This window comes from Pseudomonas sp. ok272 (genome assembly GCF_900109995.1).
Lineage (GTDB): Bacteria > Pseudomonadota > Gammaproteobacteria > Pseudomonadales > Pseudomonadaceae > Aquipseudomonas.
This window is the reverse complement of the sequence record NZ_FOCB01000010.1, coordinates 192,235-216,719: the sequence shown is the minus strand read 5'-3', so window position 1 is coordinate 216,719 and position 24,485 is coordinate 192,235. Positions and strand designations below refer to the sequence as shown.

Below are 24,485 nucleotides of genomic sequence, written 5' to 3'. Positions count from 1 at the left end.
GCGCCAAACCTGTGGGAGCGAGCCTGCTCGCGAAGACGGCAACACAGCCAACATCTCCGTTGACTGACCTACTGCTATCGCGAGCAGGCTCGCTCCCACGTGGGTTTCGCTTAACTGACTGGCATTAAGGCTTGCCCGCGAAGGTGGTGGTTCAGTCGATGAAGCGGTTGGCTGTGTGGGCCCCTTCGCGGGCAAGCCTCGCTCCTACAGTGAACGTGGTGGGTCAGGCATCAACATCAATGTCGTCTGAGCCAGCGCCTTCGCGGGCAAGCCTCGGGCCTACAGCGAACGCGGTGGCTCAGGCCTCCCTATCCAGCAGTCCGGCCGTGCGCAGGGCTTGGCGGGTCAGTTGGCGGCTGATTTCTGCGTAGCCGTGCTCGATGTCGGCATAGAGCCGCATCATGGTGGCGGTCGACAAGGGCTCCTTGACCAACACCACGCTATGGGGAATCAGCAGGGCGTCGGCCAGGTCGATCAACGGTCCACGCAGTTCGGCCTCGCGGGTGGCGGACAGGTCGGGGCTGGCCCATTCGCGCTGGAGGTCCTGGAGGTCTTCGAGCTGGCTGCCGGCCTGTTCGCGTTCCGCGCGTGCCACCTGATAGTCGGCCGGGTGGGTGTCGTGCAGGTACTCGCTCCAGAACGTTTGTTCCAGCAACCCATCGGCCAGTCCGTCGCCGTTTTCCTGGACGAGGATGGCGTGGTAGGCCCGGTCGAGTGCTTCGTCCGTCACCCGGGCGGTGTTGCGATAGACCATATGCTCGGACAGCCATGGCAGGTCGAGCCGGGTCTTGAGCCCGGTCTGGTACGCCAGGTACACCTGCACGTCGTCGACCTGGTTGTCCGCGCTGCCAAACGCCAGGCCCAGGCCGCCTTCCTCCGGCGGTGCGGTGCGGTGCCGGACTTCGGCGTGGGCCAGCGCGTTGACCCGATCCAGGCGCGACGATTGCCGGGCCAGGCTGACCAGGCGGTTTTCCAGTGACACGCCGGGTTGCTCATTGCGGCCCTGGCGGATGTTTTCCAACAGGGTCTCCACGCCGATGCGGTTGAACAGGTGGGCGCCGGCGTCGGCGCAGTTGGCGGGGGTGCCGGCGAGGCTGAAGACCCGCTCGCGGAACTGTGGGTTGTAGTCGATGGCGATCATCACTTCAAAGATCCGCAACGTCAGGTCGTGGCGACCTTCGCTGAACAGCGCCTCATCGTCGTCCGTCTGGAAACTTTCGGGGCGCAGCAATTTGATCACGTCGAAGAAACCCTGGGAGCCGTGTTCATGCTCCAGGTCGTTCCACAGTTGCTCGGCATCAGGGCGAAATTCCTCGGAGAGGTTTTCCAGCCAATACGTGCTGTCGGCCCTACCGCCCGCCGGTGCGGTGCGGTACGGGTCGATGCCGGCGGTGCGGCGGTAGTCGACGAACCGCTGTTCATCGGCGACTTCGAGCTTGCTGCGGTCCAGCCAGCTATGGGCAATCACGCGGGCTTCGGCGGAGTGGGCGGGGTACTCGGGCACCGTGCGGATGAGGGTGTTGCTCAGGTCCATTTCCAGGGTACCGCTGCGCGGGATGCCGAGCCCGTTGGGCCATTGGTCAACGCGGGTGCGGCGCAGGTTCAACAGGCGCAGGTCGGGTAGGCTGGCGAGGTCGGGTGGGACACGCAGTTGTGTGTTGCCCTCCAGGGTTAAGGCTTGCAGCATCGGGGATTGCCTGAGGTGTTCATAGTCCGAAGGGCGCCATTCGATGGGATTGTCGCGCAGGCTCAGGAGCGTGAGCTCAGGCCACCGTGCCAGTTGCGCCGGGACGGCGGTGAGTTGATTGTCCGCCAGTTCTAGGTTGCGCAGGCCGGGGAAGTTGTCGAGGAACGTCATGTCCAGGTCGCCGACCCAGGTGCCGCTCAGGTTCAGATGGGTGACGTGGGTGAAGTCGGCCGGCAGATGATCAAGGGTGCGGATGTAAGGGCCTATGCCGGTCCCACTCAGGTCAAGGCTGATCCCGCGTCGAGGCCCCGCAGGGTCGCCCAGCCGGTTGAATAGCGTCTTTTCCCAGCAGGCCTTCAGGACCTTGATGAGGTACTCGCGTGTGCCGATTTCGTGGGCGGCGAGTTCCCTGTCGTGGGGGATTTGCGTGGGTTTCCTGCGCCAGGCGTGCAGGGTCTCCAGCAGGCGGCGGTGCTCGGCTTCCTCTTTGTCGAGGATGGACAAGTCTTCCAGGGTTTCCAAGTGCTGCACAAGGCCGCGCACCCGCGCTTGGCTCAGCCCCGGACAGAGCGTGGTCACCCGCTCTTCGACGCTCGGTGGCGAGCCGCGAAACCAGCGGCGAAAGGCACCGAGCATGGGCCGTTGCAGCAGGGTTTGGGTGACGCGCTCATCGGCCTGGCGCAGGGTCGGGGGCTCCAGCACTTTGCGGCGTTCGGCCGGGGGTTGCAGTTGCTCCATGAACCACTGTTTGAGCAGCCGACCCTGGCCTGGCAGGTAGTCGAGCTTCTCGGGCGGCACCACGCGCAACAGGGCCTCGAACAGGTCATACAGCGGCTGGGGCGCGGGTGGGTTGGGCGCATGGATCCGGTAGCGGCCATCGGCCTGGCGCAGCAGGCGCCGCTGCACGCTGGCGCCGACGGGGCCCGCCGCACAGCGCCGTGGGCCGCCAGGGCTGCGCTCATGGATGGCCAGGTGCAAGTCACCCAGGGCGTCGGTGTTCAGGCGCAAGGCATTGAGCACCAGGCGCTCGGTGTCCAGGGGCAGATCCTGGGCGTGGTAGAAGCCTTCGTAGGCATGGCTGGCCTGGGTTTCCCGGACCAGTTCCCGGGCGAGGTTCTTCAGGCGCAGGGGGATGCGCTGTTCCGCGGTCATCTGTGCCAGCTCATTGGGCGTGGCGCGCAGCAGCAGGGCATTGACCAGGCGCTTGGGCAGCGCTGGGAACTGAGTTTGCAGCAACCGGCCATGGGGACTGTCGAGGGCTTCGCGGGTGCTGTACAGGTGATAGAAAATGTCCGGTTGTTGCTGGGTCAGTTCGCTGGCCAGTTGCTCGCGCAGGGCCTGGATGCGCCCGGTCGGTGTCTCGGGCAATGGCGCGGGTAGCAGGGCCTGGAGTTCGGCTTCGCTCAGGAAACCGACGACCTGCTCGGGCAACTTACCCGTCGCCACGTCCCGGTAGCAGGTCGTGAGGGTGTGGACCTCATCGGCCTGCGCGGCGCCGTAGGTCAGGGCATCACCGCTCAGGTCATCGCGCAAATACACCTTGATCGCTTTGTCCGTGGGCCAGTCGGGCAGTTCGCTGGTGGTTTGCGCCGGCCAGTTCAGCGGCAGTTCCGTCGGCGCCCCGGCGCGGATCTGCTCGGGGGCCTGCTCGACTTCGGCTTGCAGGCGCAGGCGCTGGAGGCTGTCGACCAGCAGTGGCGCAGGGCCGTCGCGGTCGGCGTACATCTGGCGCAAGGCGCCGTTGTGGGTGCCGCTGCTGGTGCAGGCTTGCTCCACTTGGCTGGCACTCAAGCCGTCGGTGATCGGGCCCAGGCGGCGGCGCAGGGTCTCGCCGTCCCAGGTGTAGGGGTGCTCGCCTTCATGGACCCACGCACCGTGGCCATTGTGCTCAAGGACGGGGGCGTAGGCATCGGGCCGGGTGGGGTGTTTGACTCGGTAGGTGTGGCTGTGCGCGTCGTGCTCGACCACATAATGCCGGTTCTCCAGGCGTAGCACGGTCTGTGCATGGTGCGTATGCAGGCCCTGCGCATCGGGCTGGGCGTCCGCCGGCAAGCGCAGGTCGTGTTGGGCGTAGGGGCGCAGGTCCGGGTTCCACAAGCGTGGCGTGTCCGCGACCTGGATCGGGTGCAGGGCGTCAACGAAGGGCGAGGGTGTGAACAACTGCTCATGGGCAATTTTCCCCCCGGCGCCCAAGGCAGCCAGTTGGATGCCGTCGATGGCCACGGCGATGAAGTGCCGGGCGCATTCCTGATAGTGCGCCTCGGCCAGGTCGACCAGGCCTTCGACCACCTCGTCGGTGAATTGGAAGGCGGTGTAGACCATCATCAACTCGCCCAGCACCGGCACGAACGGCGTGACCACCAGCAGAGCAAGGTTGAACAGGTCGCTGAGCATCGCATTGACGTTATCCCACCAGGCCCAGCGGGCATTGCTGTCGGCATCGGCGGTGGGCACGGCGAGGCTGCGGCCATCGTTGAGGATTTTATTGAAGGCTTGCTGGTACTGGTGCGGCCACAGGTCGGCGTCGATGCGCTGCACGCTGAACTGCAGGTTGGGGCTGTCGATGGGGCTTTCGCGCCAGCTCGGGCGTGGGTCCAGCGGATCGTTCTGATGCCACTGGATCCGGTACAGGCGTTGGTCCAGGCCGCTGAAGAAATGCCCCCGCTGGCCATGGTCGACGAACTGACTGAAGAATTGCCGGTAGGTCCGTGTCGGCCCGTTGTGGCCAGCAGTGTGCTGGCCGTTGCTGCGCAGCTTGCGCGACAGGTCGAGCATGAACGCCAGGGGCGAGTCGTATTCCTTGAGTGGGTTTTCGGGGTCGTGGGGGATGTAGGCAATCAGCTTCGACGCATGGGTCACCCGCTCCTGGTCGGCGCTGATCAGCAGGATGCCGGTGAGCGCGGCGTCGAGTATGTTCAGTTGATAAAACTGCATCAGCCCGCGCTCGCCGCGCAGCGCGCGCAGCAACACGTGGTAGGCGCCGGTGCTCAGGTCGGGCACACCCTGGGCATTGGTTTTGATCCGGGCCAATTCGGCGGCCGTCCTGAGCGCGGCCTTCTGGCTGGCGATGACCTGCTGCTTGAGCGTGGCGCTGGCGTGGGACGCGGTGGCCAGTAAGTGGGCCTTGAGGTGCTGCTGATAGAGCCGGCCCAAGTCCAGTTCGCGGCACAGCGTCTTGAACTGTTCGATGGACATGATGCCGGTCAACGGCTTGATCGCGAAATGCCCCCGGTAGTCGGGTTGGCTGATGTAACAGGAGTCGGCCTCGAAGGTTTCGCCCTGGGCGAAGTTATGCAACGCGGCGTCCAGCAGTGAGACGTTGCGGGTGGTGACGCCCCGTGCAAAGTCATGGCTGTACCACGGCAGTTGGCGAGGCATGTACAGGTGCAGGAAGGTCGTGCGCACGTCGAGGTCCAGGTGGTAGGTGTCCTGGATGGCTTGCTTGAGCAGGGGCTCGGCGAACGCGTACACGTCCTGGAGTTCGCGTAGCTGGCGGTCGACCGCGTTTTGCGTGGTCCAACTGTTGGCGTTGGCGTGCTTGAGGGCCCGATGCTGGTCGGTGCTGGCGTGGCCGTACCACGCGGGGCGCGCGAGGCGAGCAGCCTTCAGCGCCGCCACCCTGGACAACTGGGCCGCAGACAGCCAGTGGGGAACATGGCGCTTGATCAAGGCGTGATGTGGGCCTTTCCCCGTGTGGGGCAGGGGCCGTTTAAAGGTCAGTGGTTCAGACATGAAGGTTGGACTCGATCCGTGAGTTGAAGCCTTAGCCTATGCCTCGCGGGGGAGAAAAAAAGCGCAAAAAACCGCAGCGGTAGCGGGAGGTAGACGGGATTAGGGTTAGTTATTCAAATGTTAAAAATAGATAAGTAATGCCTGGAGATGGGTGATCGGTGCGGGGCAGGGGATGGTGGGTTGTGGTCGATCAAGGTGGGAGCGATCAGGTGCACACCCACCTTAAGGTCATCTCGACATGCAAACAGCCCGTGGCGAGCGAGCTTGCTCGCCACGGGTGTCAGTATTTTACGGCCACCGGGGGATCTGCCCGCAGCGCTCTTTACTGGTCGAGTCGATCGAGCAGCAGGCGAGTCTGGTCGCGTAGCCATTGCTGGCGGCGCTCGCCCAGATCATTGAGCGCCTGGTTGTACTGCACCTCGGACATGCTTGGGTCCGGCAGCCACTGCGTGGCATCGAGCCCCAGTTCTCGGGCCCTGGCCTGCAAGGCAGTGTGCCAGATCGCGCGTTGCTCCTCGCTCAGGTCCACGTCCTGGGCCAGCGCCTGCTGTTCGCTGTACAGCTCATCCAGCGCGTCGAACTGCTCATCGATAGACTGTTCGTTGGCGTCGTACTCCGGGGCGTACTGCTCCTTGAGAAAGCGCTCCCAGTACGGTTCGAGCAGCATCTGGTTGACCAGTCCATCGCCTTCGCTCAATGCCTGCACGGCGTTGTAGGCCTGGTCGATGGCCGCGTCACTGACGCCGGCGGTCGAGCGGTAGACCATGTGTTCGCTGACCCACGGCAGGTCGAGCCGCCGGGCCAGGCGTGTCTGGTAGGCCAGGTGCACTTCCACTTCATCGACGGTGCCGGGCAGGCTGTCGATCATTTGGGTATTGAGGCGCAGGCCGAGCCCGCCCAGCTCAAGGGGCTTGAGCCGATGGGCGATGTCGGCCCGCGCGACGTTGGCCAATAGCTTGAGGCGCGCTGCGCCTCGGGCCAGGGTCACCAGGCGCTCTTCACGCTCGCTGGCGGTACGGCTGAAGAGCCGGGCCTGGCTGGCTTCCACCTCGATCCCCAGGCCATTGAAGATCTGCATCCCGGCGTCCGCGCACAAGCCCGGAAAGCTCGTCTGGCGGAACACGCGCTGCCTCAGCTCACCGTCGGCCTCCATCGCCTGGAACATGCGCCAGACCTGACGGCGCAGGATGCCCAGGTCCCGCGCATAGAGTGTTTGGTCTTCCTCGGACTCGAAAAACTCCGGGTCCTCCAGGGAGCTGATGACCTCGAAAAATCCCTGGGAGCCGTGCTCGTGTTCCAGGGCGTACCAGGTCGCCTTGAAGGCGTGCTGTTGTGCGTCATCCAAGCCTTCGAGCCACGGGCCGCTCTCGCCTTTGGGGTCGTAGTGACGATGGGGGTCGAGGCCGTGAGCCTCGCGGTAGTGCTCATAGAGGTCCTGGTAATCGGCTGTGAGCGTGCGGTAGTCGACGCGGGCCAGGGCGATGGTCAGGGCTTCGTCCGAGGCGGGAGGGACTTGGGGCAAGTGGGTGATGGGGTTGCCGGGCATCTGCAGGATGAAGTCCTCGCCCCGGGGTTGGGCGAACAGCCCGCCGGGCCATTCGCTGATTTGGGTGTGGCTGAGCAGCAGCCCGGTCAGCGAGGGCATCTGGCTGATGTCCGGCGCCGTGCCCAGTGGGTTGTTGCTCAGGGCCAGTTCGCGCAGGCGATGTCGGCCACGCAGGTGCTCGTGGGAGGCCGGGTCGAGGATGAGGCGGTTGTTGCTCAGGTCCAGGTGGGTGAGCGCGCGCATTTTGCCCACGGCGGGCGGCACGGCGGTCAGTACGTTATCCGACAGGTCGAGCCGGCGCAGCGAAGGGAAGTGCAGGAGGAAGCTGGCGTGCTCATCCGAGAAGCCGCTGCCGAACAGGTACAACTGGGTCACGTGGTGGAAGTCCTGGGTCAGTTCGGGCATCCGCTCGGGCCACGGCAACTCGGACAGGTCCAGCACGGTAGGGGTGCGCAACGAGCGGTACTCATCGTATTGCTGGGTGTAGCCGTCCTGCCAGCATTCAAGCAGTTTGTCGGCGAACAGGGCGCGGGCCTGGCGCTCAACGGCTTCCAGGCGGCTTTTGGCGGGCCAGCGGGTCGGGCCCCTGACGAAGCTGTCCAACTGCGTGCTGAGGGTGTTTTTTTCGCCTTCGATCCGCTCCAGGAGCTGGCCCCCCTCTGCGCCTTCGACCACCTCGGAAAAGCGTTCGACCCCTTGTTCGGACATCTCGGGCAGCAAGCGCTTGATGCGCGTTGCCGTCAACTGCGGGTTGGGTGCTTGTGCACCGCCCAGGCGGCTGAAGCTGTTGCCGCCGGTCAACAGGACCAAGGTCTCGCGCTCGGCCTCAGTGCGGATCGGCGGCTGGGCCAGGGCCAGGCGTCGGTGTGTGGGGGGCTGGGTTTTGCGGACCAGCCATTGGCGGAACAACTCACCTTCATTGAGGGCGAACAGCGGGGTCTTGCTGGCGTCTGCACTCAGGGCCAGGAGCACGGCGCTGTAGAAGTCCGTGGGTTCGCTCAGTGGCTGCGCGGTGTCGCCACGCACCCGGTAGCGCCCGTCGGTACCGCGTATCAGCACGCGGGCGTGGGGCGCATCTTCGGCGCCGACCCGCACACGCAAGGCCCCCGTGACGTGGGCCTCACGGACTTCAAGGCGGACATTGGCCAGTGCATCGCTATAAAGGCGCAAGGTGTTGAGGGCCAGGTTTTCACTGGTCGGGCTCAAGGGCTGTTCCCGGTAGATGGGCGCGAAGGCCCGTGTGCTGGTGGCTTCGAAGGCCAGTTCGCGAGCCCGGTTGCTGACGTCCAGCGGCAGGCGCTTGGCGTCGCTCAGGGTCTGGCGTTGCCCCGGGCGGGTGTGCCTGACCAGTTGCTCGGCGATGCTCAACGGCAGTTCCGGGTACTGCTCGCGCAGTAACTCGACCTTGGGGTCGCTGGACGCTTGGTGGCGTAGATAGTGGTCGCGGGCGACCTCGGTGCTCTTGCTCGCGACATAGTCGGCGAGCAGGTTGCGCAAGGCCTGGGGCCGTTGGGCCGGGGTCTCGATGTATCCCAGCAATTGGTTGGCGTGTGCGTCATCGAGGGTCGCGAGGACCTGCTCCGGCAAGCGCCCGTCCAGGACGTCGGCCAGGCTGATGCGCACCAGGTCGTTGCCGCTGGCTTCGCGATTGCCGTAGGTACGCGAAGCCCCGGACAGGTCGGAGCGCTCAAACACCTGCAAGCCCTTTTCTCGCGGCCAGCCCGGCAGCTCGGTGATGGTTTGCTCGAACCACAGGGCGGCGGGGTCCAGGGGCTGTGCGCTGCGAATGCGTTGCACGCTGGCGCTGGCATAGTGCTCGCTAGTGCGCTGTTGCAGGGTGTCGGCGAGCAAGGGCGGCGTTGGCTGGTTGTCGGTGTACAGGCGGCGCAAGTGGCCGTGATCGACCCCGCTGATCCGCCGCGCATCTTCCAGCTCGGCATCGCTCAGCCCATCGGTCATCGGCCCCAGGCGGCGCAGCAATTGGCGGTTGCTCCAGGTGCGCGGTTGCTCCAGTTCATGCACGACGGTCCCGTTGCCGTTGAGCCGCACGCGTGGACGGTAGGCGTCGGGTCGCCGTGGATGCTGGAGGTGGTGCTGCCCGCTGACCGGGTCCTGGCGCACTTCATAGTGCTGGCCGTCGTGGCGCAGCAGCTGCTTGCCGTTGTGCCGGTGCAGCCCGTTCTCGTCGGCCCTGGCCCGTGGCGACAGGTCGAGGGCCGGGTGTTGATAGGGACTGAGGTCGGGGTGCCACAGGCGAGTGTGGCCGCTGGGCGTCTGCACGGGCTTGAGGCCTTCGACGAAGGGCGACAGCTTCAGGCGCGCGACTTCGCCGACCTTGCCCGCTGCGCCGAAGGTCGCCAGTTCGATCACGTTCTGCACCACGGCAAACACGTGTTCCAGGGCCTCGAGGCCCTGGCCTTCGGCCCAATCGATGACCCCTTCGAACACTTCGTCGGCCAATTGGTAGGCGGTGTACGCCAGCATCAACTCACCCACCCCCGGCACAAAGGGGGTGATCACCAGCAGTGCCGCGTTCAACAGGTCGCTGACGATCTTGCCCAGGTTGTCCCACCAGGCCCAGCGCGCCATGCGGTCGGCGTAGGCGGTGCTGACGGCGATTTCCTGGGCGTCGTTGAGCACCTTGTTGTGTTTGACCCGGTACAGGTAATGCCAGAGGTCATGTTGCCCCGGGTCGCTGCTGCGGTTGGCGCTGTCTTCGCGCACGGGCGCGACCTTGAGGCGCAGGTTGGGGGTCTCCACCGGCTGCGCGCGCCAGTTCGGGCGATTGTCAGTGGGGTCGCGTGGGTGCCAGCGCACGGTGGCGAGCAGGCTGTTGAGTTCAGCGAAAAACGCACCGCGCTGTTGCTGGGCGACGAATTGGCTGAAGAATTGTTGATAGCGCACTGGCGATTCGCCCGGCGCCGGGGGCTCGTCCCGCAGTTGGCGGGTCAGCTCTTGCACGAAGTCCAGCGACGAGGGGTAGTGCTTGAGCGGGTGGTGCGGGTCATTCGGGACATAGGCCAACATCCGTCCTGTGCCCCAGTCGGCGGTTTGCGTGGCAATGATCAGGATGCCGGGCAGGCGCGTGTCCAGCAGGTCCAGGGTGTAGAACTCGATGGCTTGGCCGCCGAGGGTCAACGGGCCGGGGCGGCCGGTGAGCATGGCCTGGATCAGCGCATAGTCGTCCTCGCCGATGTCCTGTTGCGCCAGGGCCAGGTGGGCGGCGCTGTCCAGGCCGGCCTTGAGGCTGGCGATCACCTTGTGGCGCAGCGACGCCTCGACCGTGGGGGCGCTCAGTCCCAGGGCGGCGTGCAGTTCGCGTTGGTAGCGGGCGCCGAGGTCGAGGTCGCGACACAGGGTCTTGAAGATTTCGGCGCTCAGGACCTCGCCCGTGGTGGCGTGGTTGAAGGTCAGTGGGGTGCGTTGGCCGCGCACGTCTTCGCCCGAGAGGAACGCGTAGTCGGTGAAGGTCTCCCCGAGGCTGAAGTTGTGCAGCGCCGCTTCCAGCAGGGTGCGGGTCTGGCTCTTTTCGCCGGGGATGACATTGATCGTCCACCACGGCAGGTCGGCGCTGCTGTAGAGGCGGATGTAGGTGTTGCGCACATCGATGTCGCCGTAGTTGGCCAGGGCATTCTTGAGCAATGGCTCGGCGAAGCCCTGCAGGTCGTTCAAGGCCTGGAGCTTGTGATCCACGGCATTTTGCCGCTCCCAGTGTTGGCCGATGGCGTGCTTGAGGGCAGGCAACGCGGCGGGCTGGGTGGGCGCGGCGTAGACGACGGGAATCGGAGGCTTCAGCGCCTTGAACGCGGCGATGCGCTGGGGCGTGGTACCGAGCAGCCAGGGCGGGGTTTGCTGTCGGATGAAGGCGTCATGGACCCCGGTGGTCGGGGTGGGGGCACGTGTGCTCATGGAGGAATACCTGAAGGGGTAAATGAACCTTCAGGCTACTGAAGCGATCCGCTGGGTAAAAACGCAAAAGATCCGTGAAAACAGCCAGTGAAAGGGCTGGAAAGGGTTAAAAATCGAGCGCGAAAAATACCCTATTACTACCCGCGCGCGGGATCACCTGATCCCGTGCTGAACGGCGTCAGCGGGCGGCCGTCTGCACCCGGCACAAGGTCTGGCTGCCCGGTTGCAGGTAGGGCGTGAGGATCGGCGCCATGCCCTTGAGCACCTGCACCGGCAGCGCCGAGGTGAACTTGAAGCCCTGGGCCGAGGCCCCCGGCACGAACGCGGTCAGGGTGCCGAAGTGGTGGTCGCCGATGTAGAACACGAAGGTCGCGGTGCGGTTGATCGCCTTGGAACTGAGGATCCGTCCACCGGCGCCGAAGGCTTCGATGCGGTTGTCGCCGGTGCCGGTCTTGCCGCCCATGGCCAGCGGCGTGCCGTCGGCCAGTTTGAAGCTGCCCGCCACCCGTTTGGCGGTGCCGGCGTCGACCACTTGCGAGAGGGCTTCGCGCAGGGCCGTGGCCACCTCGGAAGGTATGACTCGCTTGCCGACATTCGGGTCGTTGGTCAGGCGGGTTTCGTAGGGCGTGTTGGCCGCGAAGTGCAGGCTGTCGATGCGCAGAGTTGGCAGGCGCACGCCGTCATTGAGAATGGTGCCGACCAGTTCGGCCAACGCCGCCGGGCGGTCGCCTGAGCTGCCGATGGCGGTGGCCAGCGACGGTACCAGGTGGTCGAACGGGTAGCCGACGCTCTGCCAGCGCTGGTGAATGTCGAGGAACGCTTCGATCTCCAGCATGGTGCGGATGCGACTGTCGCGGGCGCTCTTGTGCCGGCTCTTGAACAGCCAGCTGTAGACTTCCTGGCGCTCGAACTGGCTGGCCTTGACGATCTGGCTGAACGTGGCGTCGGGGTGGCTGAGCAGGTAGCCGATCAGCCACAGGTCCAGGGGGTGGACCTTGGCGATGAAGCCCTGGTCCGGCAGGTCGTAGGCGCCGGGACCATAGCTGGCGTAGAGCCGTTCGAGGCGCTCGTCGGTGAGTTTCTCGCTGAGCTTGGCGCCCACAAGGTGCGAGCGCACGAAACTGTTGAAGTCTTCCTGGCTGGCGCCGGGCAGCAGGTAGCGGTGCACGGCGGCCAGGCGAATCGGTGTCGGGTGCATGCCGTCGAGGAAGGTGTCGAGGCGTGCCTGGGTGTCCTTCTTCTGGTACTTCTTCCAGAACTTGAGCAAGAAGGTGGTGCCCTCGCGGTCGGCGAACTGGGCCAGGTATTCCTGGCGCCGGGGGTTGTCGTCATCCTTGAGCAACTCGGCACTGTTGTTGGGACCGTTGTAGGTGACGTAGCGCACCAGGTCGCGCATCAGGCGGATGAACGGCAGGTTGATCGACTCGCGCAGGGCATCGCGCAGGGTGGGCGAGCGGCCGTTGTCTTCGTTGCGAAAGTTATGGAAGTGATGCAGGCCGCCACCGGTAAAGAACGCCTCGCCGGGGCTGGCCGAGTATTTGCGGTCCAGGGCCGCGCCGAGCATCTTCGACAGGCTGCGGTCGGGGTTCTGGATCAGGTAGTCGACGCTCCAGCGGGTCAGTAGGTCCAGGGGAGGGACCTCGACTTTTTTCAGCTCGGCCGGGGGCTTGTCGCCATAGCGCTGGTGCAGCTCGGCGATGATTTGCAGGTAGGTGGTCAGCACCCGCAGCTTGGCGGTGGAGCCCAGTTCCAGTTTGCTGCCTTCGTTGATGTCGAAGGGCTGGTCGGTGCTGTCGGTCTGGGCGCGGACCCGCGAACCGTCTGGGGTCAACTCCAGGAGGGTGAAGCTGTAGCGTACCTGGGCGGTGCTGGCGGCGGTCAGCAGGCGTTCGCCGAGCAGGCCGATTTTCGCGGCGAAGACCGGGTCGGCGAGTTGCTTGAGGTACTCGGTGGTCTGGGTTTGCAGGTCGCCTTGCAGGGTGCTGGTGGCTGATAGGTCGAGGCGGTCGAGGTCGTACAGCGGCCGGTTGAGCATCGACGCCAGGCGGCTGCGGGCCACGCTGATGCCCTTGGTGGTTTCGATCGGCTGGATCGTCGGCTGCTGCAGCCAATCGCGGTAGGTCACCTGGCTGGCGAGCGCCGCGGTGGTCAGTGGCGCGTCGAGCACGCCGCTCTGGGCCAGCAGGCGGATGTGGCTGTCGGTCAGGCTGGCCAGGTCGGCGCGGCCCTTGTTCAGGTAATACGAGGGGCGGCGCTGGGCAATCATCAACGACAACACCTGGCGCAGGGCCAGGCCCCGTTGCGCCAGGCTGGTGGGGTCGGTGGCGGTGCTGGCCAAGGCCTGGTTGACCTGGGTGAAATCGGCGTCGTACCAGACCCGCAACCCCTCCGCGACGCCATGCACTTCGCCATGCCCCGGCACCGCCGACAGCGGCACGCTGTTGAGGTAGTCACGCACGATGTTCTGCCGTGCCCCCAGGGTGTTTGGACCGGCCTGGTAAGCGCGCACGCTGGCGGAAATCATCTGGCGGATCTTTTCGCTGCCCGACACCGTCAGGCCATCGGGCGAATGCCGGTACTTTTCCAACTGGGTGGCGAGGGTGCTGCCGCCCGCCGTCTGGCCGGGCAGGTGGAGCAATTTGGCCACTTGCGACCACGCGGCCATGGCAAAGCGCGGCCAGTCGACGGCCGGGTTGGACAACGGCTGGCGGGGGTCGAGCAGGTCACGGTTTTCGATGAACAGCAGGCTGTGGACCATCAACGGCGGGATGGCGGCGAAGCTTGCATACAGTTGTTGTGGGTAGTTGAACTGGTACAGCGGCGCGGCGCTGCAGTCGGTGATCGACAGCCCGGCCTGGATCTTCTCGGCGTAGGGCACGAACAAGCCTTGCCGGCTGTAATCCAGCAGCGTGGGGGAGAACCGCGCTTGTGCGGCGATCACGTAGTCGCGCTTGAGCAGGCGCGGCAGGAACTCGCCCAGGGCGCTGTAGCCCAGGCGCTTGTCGAACGGCCCGGCGCCGGGGTAGTAGATCGAATCGCTGGGGCCGGGGTGCATCGAATAACTCAGCGCCGCCGCCCAGTGGCTGAACTCACGGGCCTGTAGGCGTGAGGTGCGGATCTCCTTCTGCGCGGCCAGGAACAGCACCACGGCGCTGATCAACAGCAACAACCAGAACATCCGCCAGGCGTAGCGCCGACGGGGTTTTTCAGGCGGTGGAGACGCTTCATCCACACGGTCGGCTGGCGCTACGGTCTTGCTTGAGTCGGTCTGCCACAAGGCGCCCATAGTCGACTGATCCATTCACGCAGATTGATCGGACTTGTGTTGAGCTTAGACGTTGGCGCAGGGGCGTGAAAAAATTGTGTGGGGCTGGGCGCACAGGCTTTGTGTTCACGCAGGATCATTGTGGGAGCGAGGGTGGGCACACGTCATGTATTCACGCAGGACCATCGTGGAAGAGGTGGTGTCATGGCTTTGGGCCTGGCGCAAAGCCCCGAATTAGAGGCGTGCGCCCGCGTATATCAGCCGATGGTCGGGGCATGACGCTGCACCATTGCTGTGCAATACTCGCCGCCCCGCTGATCTTGAGGTTTTTTCCTACAAGACGAATCGACCCACGAAGTCGGTCCGGTCGCGCTCAATCCAGGCTTATCGGCCCGGGTTTTGACACTCGGTGGTCATACCCAAAAACAAGACGAGGTTGTACCCCTATGCCTGTCGGCAATCATCAGCCCCACGGCGAGACCGCTCAGGGCGGACCGCTCAAACGCGAACTCGGTGAACGGCATATTCGCTTGATGGCGCTCGGCGCCTGTATCGGTGTCGGCCTGTTCCTGGGCTCGGCCAAGGCCATCGAAATGGCCGGCCCGGCGATCATGCTGTCTTACATCATTGGCGGCCTGGCCATCCTGGTGATCATGCGCGCCCTCGGTGAGATGGCCGTGCACAATCCGGTGGCCGGTTCGTTCAGCCGTTACGCCCAAGACTACCTCGGCCCCCTGGCCGGCTTCCTGACCGGCTGGAACTACTGGTTCCTGTGGCTGGTGACCTGTGTCGCGGAAATCACCGCGGTGGCGGTGTACATGGGCATCTGGTTCCCCGATGTGCCGCGCTGGATCTGGGCGCTCGCCGCGTTGGTCAGCATGGGCTCGATCAACCTGCTCGCGGTCAAGGCCTTCGGTGAGTTCGAGTTCTGGTTCGCCCTGATCAAGATCGTCACCATCATTGCGATGGTTGTCGGCGGCATCGGCATCATTGCCTTCGGCTTTGGCAACGATGGCGTGGCGCTGGGGATTTCCAACCTGTGGACCCAAGGTGGCTTCATGCCCAATGGCGTCTCGGGCGTGTTGATGTCCCTGCAAATGGTGATGTTCGCGTACCTGGGCGTGGAGATGATCGGCCTGACGGCCGGTGAAGCGAAGAACCCACAGAAGACTATTCCCCAGGCCATCGGCTCGGTGTTCTGGCGCATCCTGTTGTTCTACGTCGGCGCGCTGTTCGTGATCCTGTCGATCTACCCGTGGAATGAAATCGGCACCCAGGGCAGTCCGTTCGTGATGACCTTCGAGCGCCTGGGGATCAAGACCGCGGCGGGCATCATCAACTTCGTGGTGATCACCGCGGCGCTGTCGTCATGCAACGGCGGCATCTTCAGCACCGGGCGCATGCTCTACAGCCTGGCGCAGAACGGCCAGGCCCCGGCGGGCTTCGGCAAGACCTCGAGCAACGGCGTACCGCGCCGGGCACTGCTGCTGTCGATCTTCGTGCTGTTGCTGGGCGTGCTGCTCAACTACATGGTCCCGGAGAAAGTCTTCGTCTGGGTCACCGCCATCGCCACCTTCGGTGCGATCTGGACCTGGGTGATGATCCTGCTGGCCCAGCTCAAGTTCCGCCGTGGCCTGAGCCCGACCGAACGCGCGGCGCTCAAGTACCGCATGTGGCTGTACCCGATCAGTTCCTACCTGGCGCTGGCATTCCTGGTGCTGGTGGTGGGCCTGATGGCCTACTTCCCGGACACCCGCGTCGCCCTGTATGTAGGCCCGGCGTTCCTGGTGCTGCTGACGGTGTTGTTCTACGTGTTCAAGCTGCAACCGAGCAGCGGTGCGCAGGGCGCGGTGCGTTCGGCGGCGTAAACCCGAACGGTTGAACTGAAAAGCCCCGGTCGAAATGGCCGGGGCTTTTTTGTTTGGGACCCGCCGTTGGTCCGAAAGCTATGCCCGCCTGGTACTTCTGACAGTAGACGCTGAGCACTTATCGCTCTAGCGTGGAATGCCTGTCTGCAGGGCCGCCTATAGAACCTGGGGCGGCACGCAACGGAGCACGGAATGAGCCTGATGAGCCTCTCAAGCAAGCCGCTGTCCGAACGTCAGGTATTCGGATTCTTTGTGCTGGCGGCATTTGTGTACGTGCTGCCGCTGATCCTCGCGGATCATGCCTACATCGACGACAACTGGCGCTCATTGGCGGCGGGCAGCGCGTGGACGGGGCAGGGGCGGTGGCTGGCCGACTTGTTTTACCACGGCCTGACGTTCACCTCGGCTGCCCCGAATGTGTTCCCTTTGCCCCTGCTGATTGCCCTCGTCGCCATTGCCCTGGCGTTGAAAAGCCTCACCTTCCATTACGCAGGACAGCCGACGTGGGTGGACTGCCTGGTGGTGCTGCCCCTCTGGTACAACCCGTTTTTCCTACAGAACCTGTCTTATCAGTACGACGGCCCGACCATGGCGTTGAGCCTGGTGGCGGTGATCTATGCCATGACCTTGCGGTTCAAGTCGGTGGCGCTGCAGGTGGTGGTGCCCGGCGTGCTGGTCGCGCTGGGCATGGGCCTGTATCAGTTGTGTATCAACGTCTTCCTCGGGCTGTGTTGCATCGAACTGGTCAGGTGGGTGAGCGAAGCCAAGCCCTGGCGGGCGTTGGGTTCGTTGCTGGCGCTGAAAAGCTCGCAGTTGATCGTGGGTGCGCTGGTCTACGGCGTGACGGGATACCCCTCGATCATTGCCCAGCGTTTGCCGATGCAGGCATTGAGTGAGCAGGGGCTCGTCCGGGTGTGGGGGAATCTGCAATGGGTCGCGAGCAACGTGGCGTTGTTGTTCGAGGGCGGCCATCGCGGGTTGCTGTGGGCCATGCTGGTGTGCGCGATGTTGGGGGGATGGCAGGTGCTTTGGGCGTTGCGTCAGCGCCCGGACGGCCGGTGGCGCAAGACCCTGCTGGGCGTGGCGTGCCTGCTCTGTGTGCCGGCACTGCTGCTGTTGGTGCCCGGGACTACGTTGCTGTTCAGGGACTTTAATGAAGGTGCCAGGACCTTGATGGGGTTCGCCGTGCTCGGGGTGTTTGTGTATGACCTGGCACGTCGCGGGTTGGTGGCCATTGATCCCCGCTTGGGGTTGCTGCTGGCGATCCCTTTACTGAGTATGTTGGCGCTGTCGTTCGCCTATGGGCGGGTGTTGAGCGTGCAGAAGGAGTTCGCCACCAACGCCCTGTTTTCACTGGGCCATGACATCGCCTCCAACCCTCAGTTACGCGAGGCGAAGCGGATCTACATGTCGCGCACGTCATCCGATCGCTGGCTGGATGAGGCGAGCGGTTCGTTCAAGGTGATGCCCGTCTTGAAGTACATCCTGAACGTGAACTTTTTCATGTTGGCCGAGAACCTGCCCAGGGTGGGGGTCCGCAATGTGTTCCCGGAGAATGAGCGGCGTAACGCAACCCTGTTGGGTTACCGGGGGTATACCCCGGTGGTCGACAGCCAGTTCTACAACCTGTACCGAGTGGGGGATTACGGCTTCATCGTCATGAAGGAACCGCCGCGCCGGTGAAGCCCTCCATCAACACCACCCGGCACGGCTTGGCCTGATACGCGTTGATCTGCGGCACCAGGCGCCGGAAGTGTTCGCTGGCGCAATGGGCATCCAGCGCCGCCTGGTCCGGCCATTGTTCGATGAACACGAAGTGCCCGGGGTCGTTCTGGTCGATGAACAGGTCGTAGGCGATGCACAGCGGTTCCTGGCGGGTCTTTTCCACCAGTTCGGCGTACCACGGGCGCACGGTGTCCAGGTGGTCGGGTTGGATGAAGTCTTCGGCGATTACGTTGAGCATGGTTCTTCCTTGAAAGGGTGGGGCCTATGGCCCGTCAGTTGATAGAGATCCAGGTGGGAGCGAGCCTGCTCGCGATAGCGCCATCACATTCAAAATCAATGTTGATGGACTGATCGCCTTCGCGAGCAGGCTCGCTCCCACAAGGGCAGTGGTGATCTCAGGCGGCCACGTCATTGGCCTCGAAGCTATCGGCCCGGGCCATCTGCCACATCCGCGAGTAGAACTCGCCGCTCACGTTCCCGGTGAGCAGTTCCCCGGGCTTCAAGAACACATGCAACTGCGAGAACAGCTTGATCTCGGTGGCCGACATGCGCCGCACCAGGTGTTTGGCCGACAGTTGGGACGGGTGTTCGAGGCCGGCGGCGGCGAGCATCTCGGCCAGGGCCTTGAGGGTGCTGCGGTGGAAGTTGAACACCCGCTGGGCTTTGTCTGGGACCACCAGCGCACGCTGGCGCAGGGTGTCCTGGGTGGCGACGCCGGTCGGGCATTTGTTGGTGTGGCAGCTTTGCGACTGGATGCAGCCGATGGCGAACATGAAGCCCCGGGCCGAGTTGGCCCAGTCGGCGCCGATGGCCAGGACGCTGGCGATGTCGAACGCACTGACGATCTTGCCGCTGGCGCCGAGCTTGATCTTGTCCCGCAGGTTCAGGCCCACCAGGGTGTTGTGCACGAACAGCAGGCCTTCGCGCAGGGGCACGCCGATGTGGTCGGTGAACTCCACGGGCGCGGCGCCCGTGCCGCCTTCCTTGCCGTCGACCACGATGAAATCGGGCAGGATCCCGGTTTCAAGCATGGCCTTGGCAATGCCCATGAATTCCCACGGGTGGCCCAGGCAAAACTTGAAGCCGACCGGCTTGCCCCCGGACAACTCACGCAGTTGCTGGATGAAATGCATCATCTCGATCGGTGTGGAGAACGCGCTGTGGCGCGACGGCGATACACAATCCTCGCCCATCGGCACGCCACGGGTGTCGGCGATTTCCTGGGTCACCTTGTGCTTGGGCAGGATGCCGCCGTGGCCTGGCTTGGCGCCCTGGCTCATCTTGATTTCGATCATCCGCACCTGCGGGTCCTGGGCCTGGGCGGCGAAGCGCTCGGGGTCGAAGCGGCCGTCGCGGGTGCGGCAGCCGAAGTAGCCGCTGCCCAGTTCCCAGGTCAGGTCGCCGCCGTGTTCGCGGTGGTAGGGGCTGATGCTGCCTTCGCCGGTGTCGTGGGCAAAGTTGCCGAGCTTGGCGCCCTGGTTCAGCGCGCGAATGGCGTTGGCGCTGAGCGAGCCAAAGCTCATGGCCGAGATGTTGAACACCGAGGCCGAATATGGCTGCGAGCATTGTGGCCCGCCGACGATCACCCGGAAGCTGTCGGGATCGCTGACCGGCGCCGGGCGCATCGAATGACCGATGAATTCAAAGCCCGATTGGTACACGTCGATCAGCGTGCCGAAGGGTTTGTCGGCGGATTCGTTCTTGGCCCGCGAATAGACCAGCGAACGCTGGGCCCGGGAAAACGGTAGGGCGTCGCTGTCGGATTCGAGCAGGTACTGGCGGATCTCCGGGCGGATGCCTTCGACCAGGTAGCGAATGTTGCCCAGGATCGGGTAGTTGCGGCGTACCGCGTGGGGGCTTTGCAGCAGGTCGAAGATCCCCAGCAGGCTCAGCAGGCCGGTGATGATCGTGATCGGCCAGAGCCAGTTGTATTCAAGAAAGGGCAGGCTGGCGAGGGTAAAGATCACACACAGCGCAAAGAAGGCGTAGCGGCTCAGGAGTGACAGGCTCATACGGGTTCCTTGGGTTCGGACTCGGTGGTGGCGCTTTGGCTTTTCATGGGGGAGCGAACCTGCTCGCGAAGGCGCACTTCACAGGTGCAGTCGACATGGAGCGTGAATCGACTGACGTCATTCGCGAGCAGGCTCGCTCCCACAGAACAGTGTTGCAGCACGGTCTCAGGCACTTTGGGCCTGTAGAAATAAAGCGAACAGCTCGGACTGGGATTTGATCCCCTGCGTGCTGTAGAGGTGTTTTTTATGGACGTTCACGGTTTCGGCAGAGATGACCAGCTTACGGGCGATTTCCTTGCCGGAGCAACCGTTGGGCATTCAGCGGCCGACGTCCAGGCGCTGGCGCCAGTCGCGGTGTTGCCCTTGGGTGTCGACCGGCGCCGTGGCGTCACCTTCATAGGGCAGGCGCTGGCGCAGCAGGCTCAGCACCCAGGGCTGGATCAACGACAACCGGGCGATCGGTCCAGGCACGGGCAGGCGATGGGCAGAGCGGTGCGGGTTAGAGGGTTCTATGGGGCGAGATAGCGGCCTGAGGCGGCTTCAGTACGCTACGGTGTCATTCTCCGAGCGCTGCTTTTTGTCGTGCTTTTGCTTGGCCGTGGGCAGGTCATTGAGGCAATAGTTGACGTGATAGAAGATGAACAACACCGACCAGACACGGTTCATGCGCAGCTCGAAATGGTGCTGGACCAACGTGTAGGCCCTGAGCGCTCGGCGCACGTGAAAGCACCAGGCGATGGCCAGCAGCGTGGCGGCGAGAGACATCGAGTAGCTAATCACCAGCGCAAACGCCACGTAGACAGATACCGAGTCCGGGTAGACGACTGCCAGGGGCGCGTAGTTAGTGACGAGGGTGAGCACCAGACCGCCCATCCCACCGAGTGTCAGGTAGCTGATCAGGAACCGCTCGCTCAGCACCTTCGCTCCCGTGACCTTTTCGATGGTCTGGCTGGTTCTATACATCCAGACATACAGGTAGAGCCCTGCGGTCACCACGGCCAGGAGAATGAGCAGTGGGGTCGGGACGGTGGCTTTTTTGAGTGTGGAAATATCGGACATGCGGGCTCTCTTTGGTGGCGCGGAGGGGGGCTGTACAGCGGGCGAGCAAGCTAACAAATACGCGTATAGGAAATTTCCGCGTATTGGGTGCGAAAGCTCTGGTTCTCCTTTTCGGCCTGGTGCCCGATGAGTGGCGGCGATCCCACGTCCATGGGATCCTTGCGTCTTTGACTCAAGGCTCCGGTTTCCCATGACCCTTTCACCTCAGATCATTCGCATCGCCGCCGCCCTGTTGATCGGTCCCGACGGCCGCACCCTGCTGGTCCGCAAACGGGGCACCCTGGCCTTCATGCAGCCCGGCGGCAAGATCGAGCCCGATGAGCAACCGGTGCAGGCCCTGGCCCGCGAGTTGGAGGAAGAGTTGGGGCTGGTGATCGACACCAACGACGCTCGCTACCTGGGCCACTTCAGTGCGCCAGCGGCCAATGAGCCGGGGCATGTGGTGGACGCCGAGATTTTCCTGCTGGATATCGAGGCGGCGGTAACCCCGGCGGCAGAGATCGAAGAAGTGCTGTGGGTCGAGGTCGACAATGTCCCGGGCATCGTGCTGGCGCCCTTGACGCGGGACCTGATCCTGCCGTTTTATCGCAATGCCCTGAAGACTCCCGCCTGATCGCCGACTGACAAGGACCGCCCCATGATTGCCCTGCCCGACCTGCTGGTTTTCGCCGCCGCGTGTCTGCTGTTGGTACTGACGCCGGGACCGAACATGATCTACCTGATCTCCCGTTCGATCTGCCAGGGCCGCAAGGCCGGGGTGATCTCGTTGTTGGGGGTGGTGGCGGGGTTTTTTGTGCATATGCTGGCGGCGGCCATTGGCGTGACGGCGGTGTTCCTGGCGGTGCCGATGGCGTATGAGGCGCTGAAGTGGGCGGGCGCCCTGTACTTGCTGTGGATGGCCTGGCAAGCGGTCCGGCCGGGCGCGCGCTCGCCGTTCGAGGCCCAGCAACTGGCGCCGGACTCATCGCGCAAACTGATGCTCATGGGCTTTCTCACCAGCGCGTTGAACCCGAAGATCGCGGTGTTCTACCTGTCGGTGTTCCCGCAGTTCATCAGCCCGGAACACGGCTCGGTGTTCGCCCAGAGCATCGCCCTGGGCCTGACCCAGATCAGCGTGAGTTTTGTGGTCAACCTGATGATCGCGCTGTTCGCCGCCGGGATCGCCGCCTGGTTCGTGCACAATCCGCTGTGGCTGGCGGTGCAGCGCTACTTCATGGGCTTTGTGCTGGCGGCGCTGGCCGTGCGCTTGATGCTGGAGCAGCGGCGGGTGGTGTGAGCCTGGTTGTTGTCACACCACCTACCCTGTGGGAGCGGGCTTGCTCGCGAAAGCGGTGTGTCAGTCAACATCCATGTTGAATGTGCGTCCGTTTTCGCGAGCAAGCCCGCTCCCACAGGTTTTTTGGGGGCAATGTGATCAGCGCACGGCACTGACCCCATCCAGCGTCGAGAAAGAAGTGTCCTTGGCCGTCAGCAGGAAGTCGCGCATGTACGGTGCGTCGAGCATGTCGGCGCGGATGCCGGCGTACAGCGTGGCGAACAGGCCTTTCTCGCCCAGGCGCTTGGCCTTCACGTAGCCCCGCGAGCTGTATTCGTGCAGGGCCCAATGGGGCATGCCGCACACGCCGCGACCGCTGGCCACCAGCTGCATCATCATCACCGTCAGCTCCGAGGTCCGCACTTGGGCCGGCTCGATGTCGGCTGGCTCCAGGAAGCGGGTGAAGATGTCCAGGCGATCACGTTCCACCGGGTAGGTGATCAGGGTTTCGCTGGCCAGGTCATCCGGGACGATGTACGGCTTGCCGGCCAGCCGGTGCTGATTGGCCACTGCCAGCATCGCCTCGTAGGTGAACAGCGGCACGTAGGTGATCCCCGCCAGTTCCAGCGGATCGGACGTCACCACCAGGTCCAGGTCGCCACGGGCCAGGGCTGGCAGCGGGGCGAAGGAAAAACCCGAGGCCAGGTCCAGCTCGACTTCCGGCCAGGCATCGCGGAACTGGTCGATGGTCGGCATCAGCCACTGGAAGCAGCTGTGGCATTCGATGGCCATGTGCAGCCGCCCGGCGGTGCCCCCGGCCAGGCGGGCGATATCGCGCTCGGCGCCGCGCAGTAGCGGTAGGGCGGCGTCAGCCAGTTGCAGCAGGCGCAGGCCGGCGCTGGTGAAACGTACGGGTTTGGTCTTGCGCACGAACAGTTGCATGCCCAGGCGTTCTTCCAGCTCCTTGAACTGGTGGGACAGGGCGGACTGGGTCAGGTGCAGGCGTTCGGCCGCTTCGACCAGGCTGTCGGCTTCGCGCAGGGCGTGCAGGGTCTTGAGGTGACGGATTTCGAGCACGGCGGCCTCCATGAGTAAACTTTGCGTTAAACGCGAAAGGGGTGAGTTTGTCTCATGATGGGGTGGCTGTCGATATGGATGTCGAAGGGACCTGGCCTTTCGCGAGCAGCGCTTGGGCTGGACAGGGTGCGTGTGTGCGACCTGGGTCACTGTGGGCGCGAGCTCGCTCGCGAAGAACGATCACGCGGTCTGCCAGACGACCGCTGGGCAATCTTCATCAAACTGTCACGCAACTGTGGCAGCGCGCTTGTACAAATTTCATCAGACTCGCGCTCTACTGGGGTTCTGCGTTTCGGTGTTTTTCATGCGTGTGTGTGTTTTCCTGGTCGGACTGCTGTTCGGCCTGTCGTCTTTTGCGGCGTCTCGATGTGATGTGACGGTACCGACCCAGCGCGTCGATCTGGAGCAGGTCAGCCTGGCGTACCAGAGCATCGGCCGTGTGGGCGATCCGGCGCTGCTGTTGGTCATGGGCCTGGGCGGGCAGTTGATTCATTGGCCGGATGAGGTGGTCGTGGCCTTGTGCGAGCAGGGGTTTCGGGTGATTCGCTATGACAACCGCGATGTCGGCCTATCGACCTGGCGCCAGCGACCGGCCAGCGCCAACCTGACCGTCGAGGCGTTGCGCTACAAGCTCGGCTTGCCGGTGGCGGCGCCGTACACCTTGACCGACATGGCCGAGGATGGCCTGGGGTTGATGGACGCCCTGCAGGTGGAGCAGTTCCACGTGCTGGGGGCGAGCATGGGCGGGATGATTGCCCAGCACATGGCGGCGATGGCGCCGCAGCGGGTCGAGAGCCTGACGCTGATCATGACCAGCTCCGGCGCCGAAGGGCTGCCGGCCCCCAGTGCGGCGCTGGTGCAGTTGTTGTCACGGCGCAGTGCGCCGAACCGTGAGGTGGCGCTGGAGCAGCAGGCGGACTTGCTGGCGGCGTTGGGCAGTCCGCAGGTGACGGATGATCGCCAGGCGTTGCTGGATCAGGCGGCGCAGTCCTATGACCGGGCGTTCAAGCCTGAAGGGGTGAAGCGCCAGATCATGGCCATCCTCGCCGAGCCCAGCCGAGTGACGATGCTCAATCAATTGCGGGTGCCGACCCTGGTGGTGCATGGCACCGCCGACCCGTTGTTGCCGATGATGCATGGCATTCATTTGGCCGCGCATATCCAGGGCAGCCAGTTGAAGTTGATTCCGGGCCTGGCCCATCGTTTCCAGGACGCGTTCAAGGCACCGCTGTTGGCGGCGGTGTTGCCCTACCTGCGCCAGCACCGCGAAGACACCTCGCACTGGGCGCAGATCGACCCGGTGGGGGCGGGACGGGTGTTGTAGCGAAACGGTGTCCCCGTAGGCGCGAG

12 protein-coding genes and 2 pseudogenes are annotated in these 24,485 nt (G+C 64.3%); 6 read left to right on the top strand and 8 right to left on the bottom strand.

Features of this window, described 5'->3' with window-relative positions; translation table 11 throughout:
• Positions 1-298: 298 nt before the first annotated feature.
• The 3 genes from BMW74_RS16225 to BMW74_RS16215 form a co-directional block, all read right to left on the bottom strand.
• On the bottom strand, positions 299-5,419 hold the full coding sequence (locus BMW74_RS16225) for an NEL-type E3 ubiquitin ligase domain-containing protein (RefSeq protein ID WP_093423198.1): 5,121 nt from the start codon (positions 5,417-5,419) through the stop codon (positions 299-301).
• A gap of 322 nt (positions 5,420-5,741) precedes the next feature.
• On the bottom strand, positions 5,742-10,874 hold the full coding sequence (locus tag BMW74_RS16220; RefSeq protein WP_093423195.1) for an NEL-type E3 ubiquitin ligase domain-containing protein: 5,133 nt from the start codon (positions 10,872-10,874) through the stop codon (positions 5,742-5,744).
• Between the two features lie 178 nt (positions 10,875-11,052).
• A complete protein-coding gene (locus BMW74_RS16215) occupies positions 11,053-14,160 on the bottom strand; it encodes a transglycosylase domain-containing protein (protein ID WP_093423192.1) in 3,108 nt (1,035 codons plus the stop codon).
• Between the two features lie 425 nt (positions 14,161-14,585).
• Here BMW74_RS16215 and BMW74_RS16210 point away from each other — a divergent pair, with 425 nt between their 5' ends.
• Together BMW74_RS16210 and BMW74_RS16205 are read left to right on the top strand one after the other, a co-directional pair.
• Positions 14,586-16,007, top strand: a complete 1,422-nt coding sequence (locus tag BMW74_RS16210) for an amino acid permease (protein ID WP_093423189.1) — start codon at positions 14,586-14,588, stop codon at positions 16,005-16,007.
• A 192-nt stretch (positions 16,008-16,199) separates the two neighbouring features.
• Positions 16,200-17,690 (top strand): glucosyltransferase domain-containing protein, encoded by a 1,491-nt coding sequence (locus BMW74_RS16205; protein ID WP_093423186.1) that lies wholly within the window; start codon positions 16,200-16,202, stop codon positions 17,688-17,690.
• Here the strand turns inward: BMW74_RS16205 and BMW74_RS16200 are convergent.
• The 4 genes and pseudogenes from BMW74_RS16200 to BMW74_RS16185 all read right to left on the bottom strand — a co-directional run bounded on the left by BMW74_RS16200 (position 17,665) and on the right by BMW74_RS16185 (position 20,803).
• The gene (locus BMW74_RS16200; protein WP_093423183.1) at positions 17,665-17,970 is read right to left on the bottom strand and encodes a putative quinol monooxygenase; all 306 of its coding nucleotides are present in this window, start codon (positions 17,968-17,970) and stop codon (positions 17,665-17,667) included. The genes BMW74_RS16205 and BMW74_RS16200 overlap by 26 nt on opposite strands.
• 157 nt (positions 17,971-18,127) lie before the next feature.
• A complete protein-coding gene (locus tag BMW74_RS16195; protein WP_093423180.1) occupies positions 18,128-19,744 on the bottom strand; it encodes an FMN-binding glutamate synthase family protein in 1,617 nt (538 codons plus the stop codon).
• Positions 19,745-19,909: 165 nt separating this feature from the next.
• Positions 19,910-20,203 (bottom strand): annotated as a pseudogene (locus BMW74_RS16190) (LuxR C-terminal-related transcriptional regulator); the annotation flags it as partial.
• 81 nt (positions 20,204-20,284) lie between these two features.
• Positions 20,285-20,803 (bottom strand): DUF4234 domain-containing protein, encoded by a 519-nt coding sequence (locus BMW74_RS16185; RefSeq protein WP_093423177.1) that lies wholly within the window; start codon positions 20,801-20,803, stop codon positions 20,285-20,287.
• Between the two features lie 190 nt (positions 20,804-20,993).
• On the opposite strand from BMW74_RS16185, the gene BMW74_RS16180 reads away from it, so the two are divergent.
• The 3 genes and pseudogenes from BMW74_RS16180 to BMW74_RS25745 all read left to right on the top strand — a co-directional run.
• The gene (locus BMW74_RS16180) at positions 20,994-21,416 is read left to right on the top strand and encodes an NUDIX hydrolase (protein ID WP_093423174.1); all 423 of its coding nucleotides are present in this window, start codon (positions 20,994-20,996) and stop codon (positions 21,414-21,416) included.
• Positions 21,417-21,440: 24 nt separating this feature from the next.
• Positions 21,441-22,079 carry a LysE family translocator gene (locus tag BMW74_RS16175; RefSeq protein ID WP_093423171.1) on the top strand — a complete coding sequence of 213 codons (639 nt, stop codon included), beginning with the start codon at positions 21,441-21,443 and terminating at the stop codon, positions 22,077-22,079.
• Between the two features lie 28 nt (positions 22,080-22,107).
• A pseudogene (locus BMW74_RS25745) lies at positions 22,108-22,200 on the top strand (DUF4381 domain-containing protein); the annotation flags it as partial.
• Between the two features lie 17 nt (positions 22,201-22,217).
• Here the strand turns inward: BMW74_RS25745 and metR are convergent.
• Positions 22,218-23,135: a transcriptional regulator MetR gene (metR, locus tag BMW74_RS16170; protein ID WP_093423254.1), complete on the bottom strand. Its 918-nt coding sequence runs from the start codon at positions 23,133-23,135 to the stop codon at positions 22,218-22,220.
• 304 nt (positions 23,136-23,439) lie between these two features.
• Here metR and BMW74_RS16165 point away from each other — a divergent pair, with 304 nt between their 5' ends.
• Positions 23,440-24,459, top strand: a complete 1,020-nt coding sequence (locus tag BMW74_RS16165) for an alpha/beta fold hydrolase (RefSeq protein ID WP_093423168.1) — start codon at positions 23,440-23,442, stop codon at positions 24,457-24,459.
• Positions 24,460-24,485: the final 26 nt, after the last annotated feature.

What these genes read in the sequence shown, in the direction of transcription:
- BMW74_RS16220 (WP_093423195.1), bottom strand. Translation starts at nt 10,874, where the DNA reads ATGAGCACACGTGCCCCCACCCCGACCACCGGGGTCCATGACGCCTTC.
- BMW74_RS16210 (WP_093423189.1), top strand. Translation starts at nt 14,586, where the DNA reads ATGCCTGTCGGCAATCATCAGCCCCACGGCGAGACCGCTCAGGGCGGA.
- BMW74_RS16165 (WP_093423168.1), top strand. Translation starts at nt 23,440, where the DNA reads ATGCGTGTGTGTGTTTTCCTGGTCGGACTGCTGTTCGGCCTGTCGTCT.
- BMW74_RS16195 (WP_093423180.1), bottom strand. Translation starts at nt 19,744, where the DNA reads ATGAGCCTGTCACTCCTGAGCCGCTACGCCTTCTTTGCGCTGTGTGTG.
- BMW74_RS16205 (WP_093423186.1), top strand. Translation starts at nt 16,200, where the DNA reads ATGAGCCTGATGAGCCTCTCAAGCAAGCCGCTGTCCGAACGTCAGGTA.
- BMW74_RS16175 (WP_093423171.1), top strand. Translation starts at nt 21,441, where the DNA reads ATGATTGCCCTGCCCGACCTGCTGGTTTTCGCCGCCGCGTGTCTGCTG.
- BMW74_RS16225 (WP_093423198.1), bottom strand. Translation starts at nt 5,419, where the DNA reads ATGTCTGAACCACTGACCTTTAAACGGCCCCTGCCCCACACGGGGAAA.
- BMW74_RS16185 (WP_093423177.1), bottom strand. Translation starts at nt 20,803, where the DNA reads ATGTCCGATATTTCCACACTCAAAAAAGCCACCGTCCCGACCCCACTG.
- BMW74_RS16200 (WP_093423183.1), bottom strand. Translation starts at nt 17,970, where the DNA reads ATGCTCAACGTAATCGCCGAAGACTTCATCCAACCCGACCACCTGGAC.
- BMW74_RS16215 (WP_093423192.1), bottom strand. Translation starts at nt 14,160, where the DNA reads ATGGGCGCCTTGTGGCAGACCGACTCAAGCAAGACCGTAGCGCCAGCC.
- BMW74_RS16180 (WP_093423174.1), top strand. Translation starts at nt 20,994, where the DNA reads ATGACCCTTTCACCTCAGATCATTCGCATCGCCGCCGCCCTGTTGATC.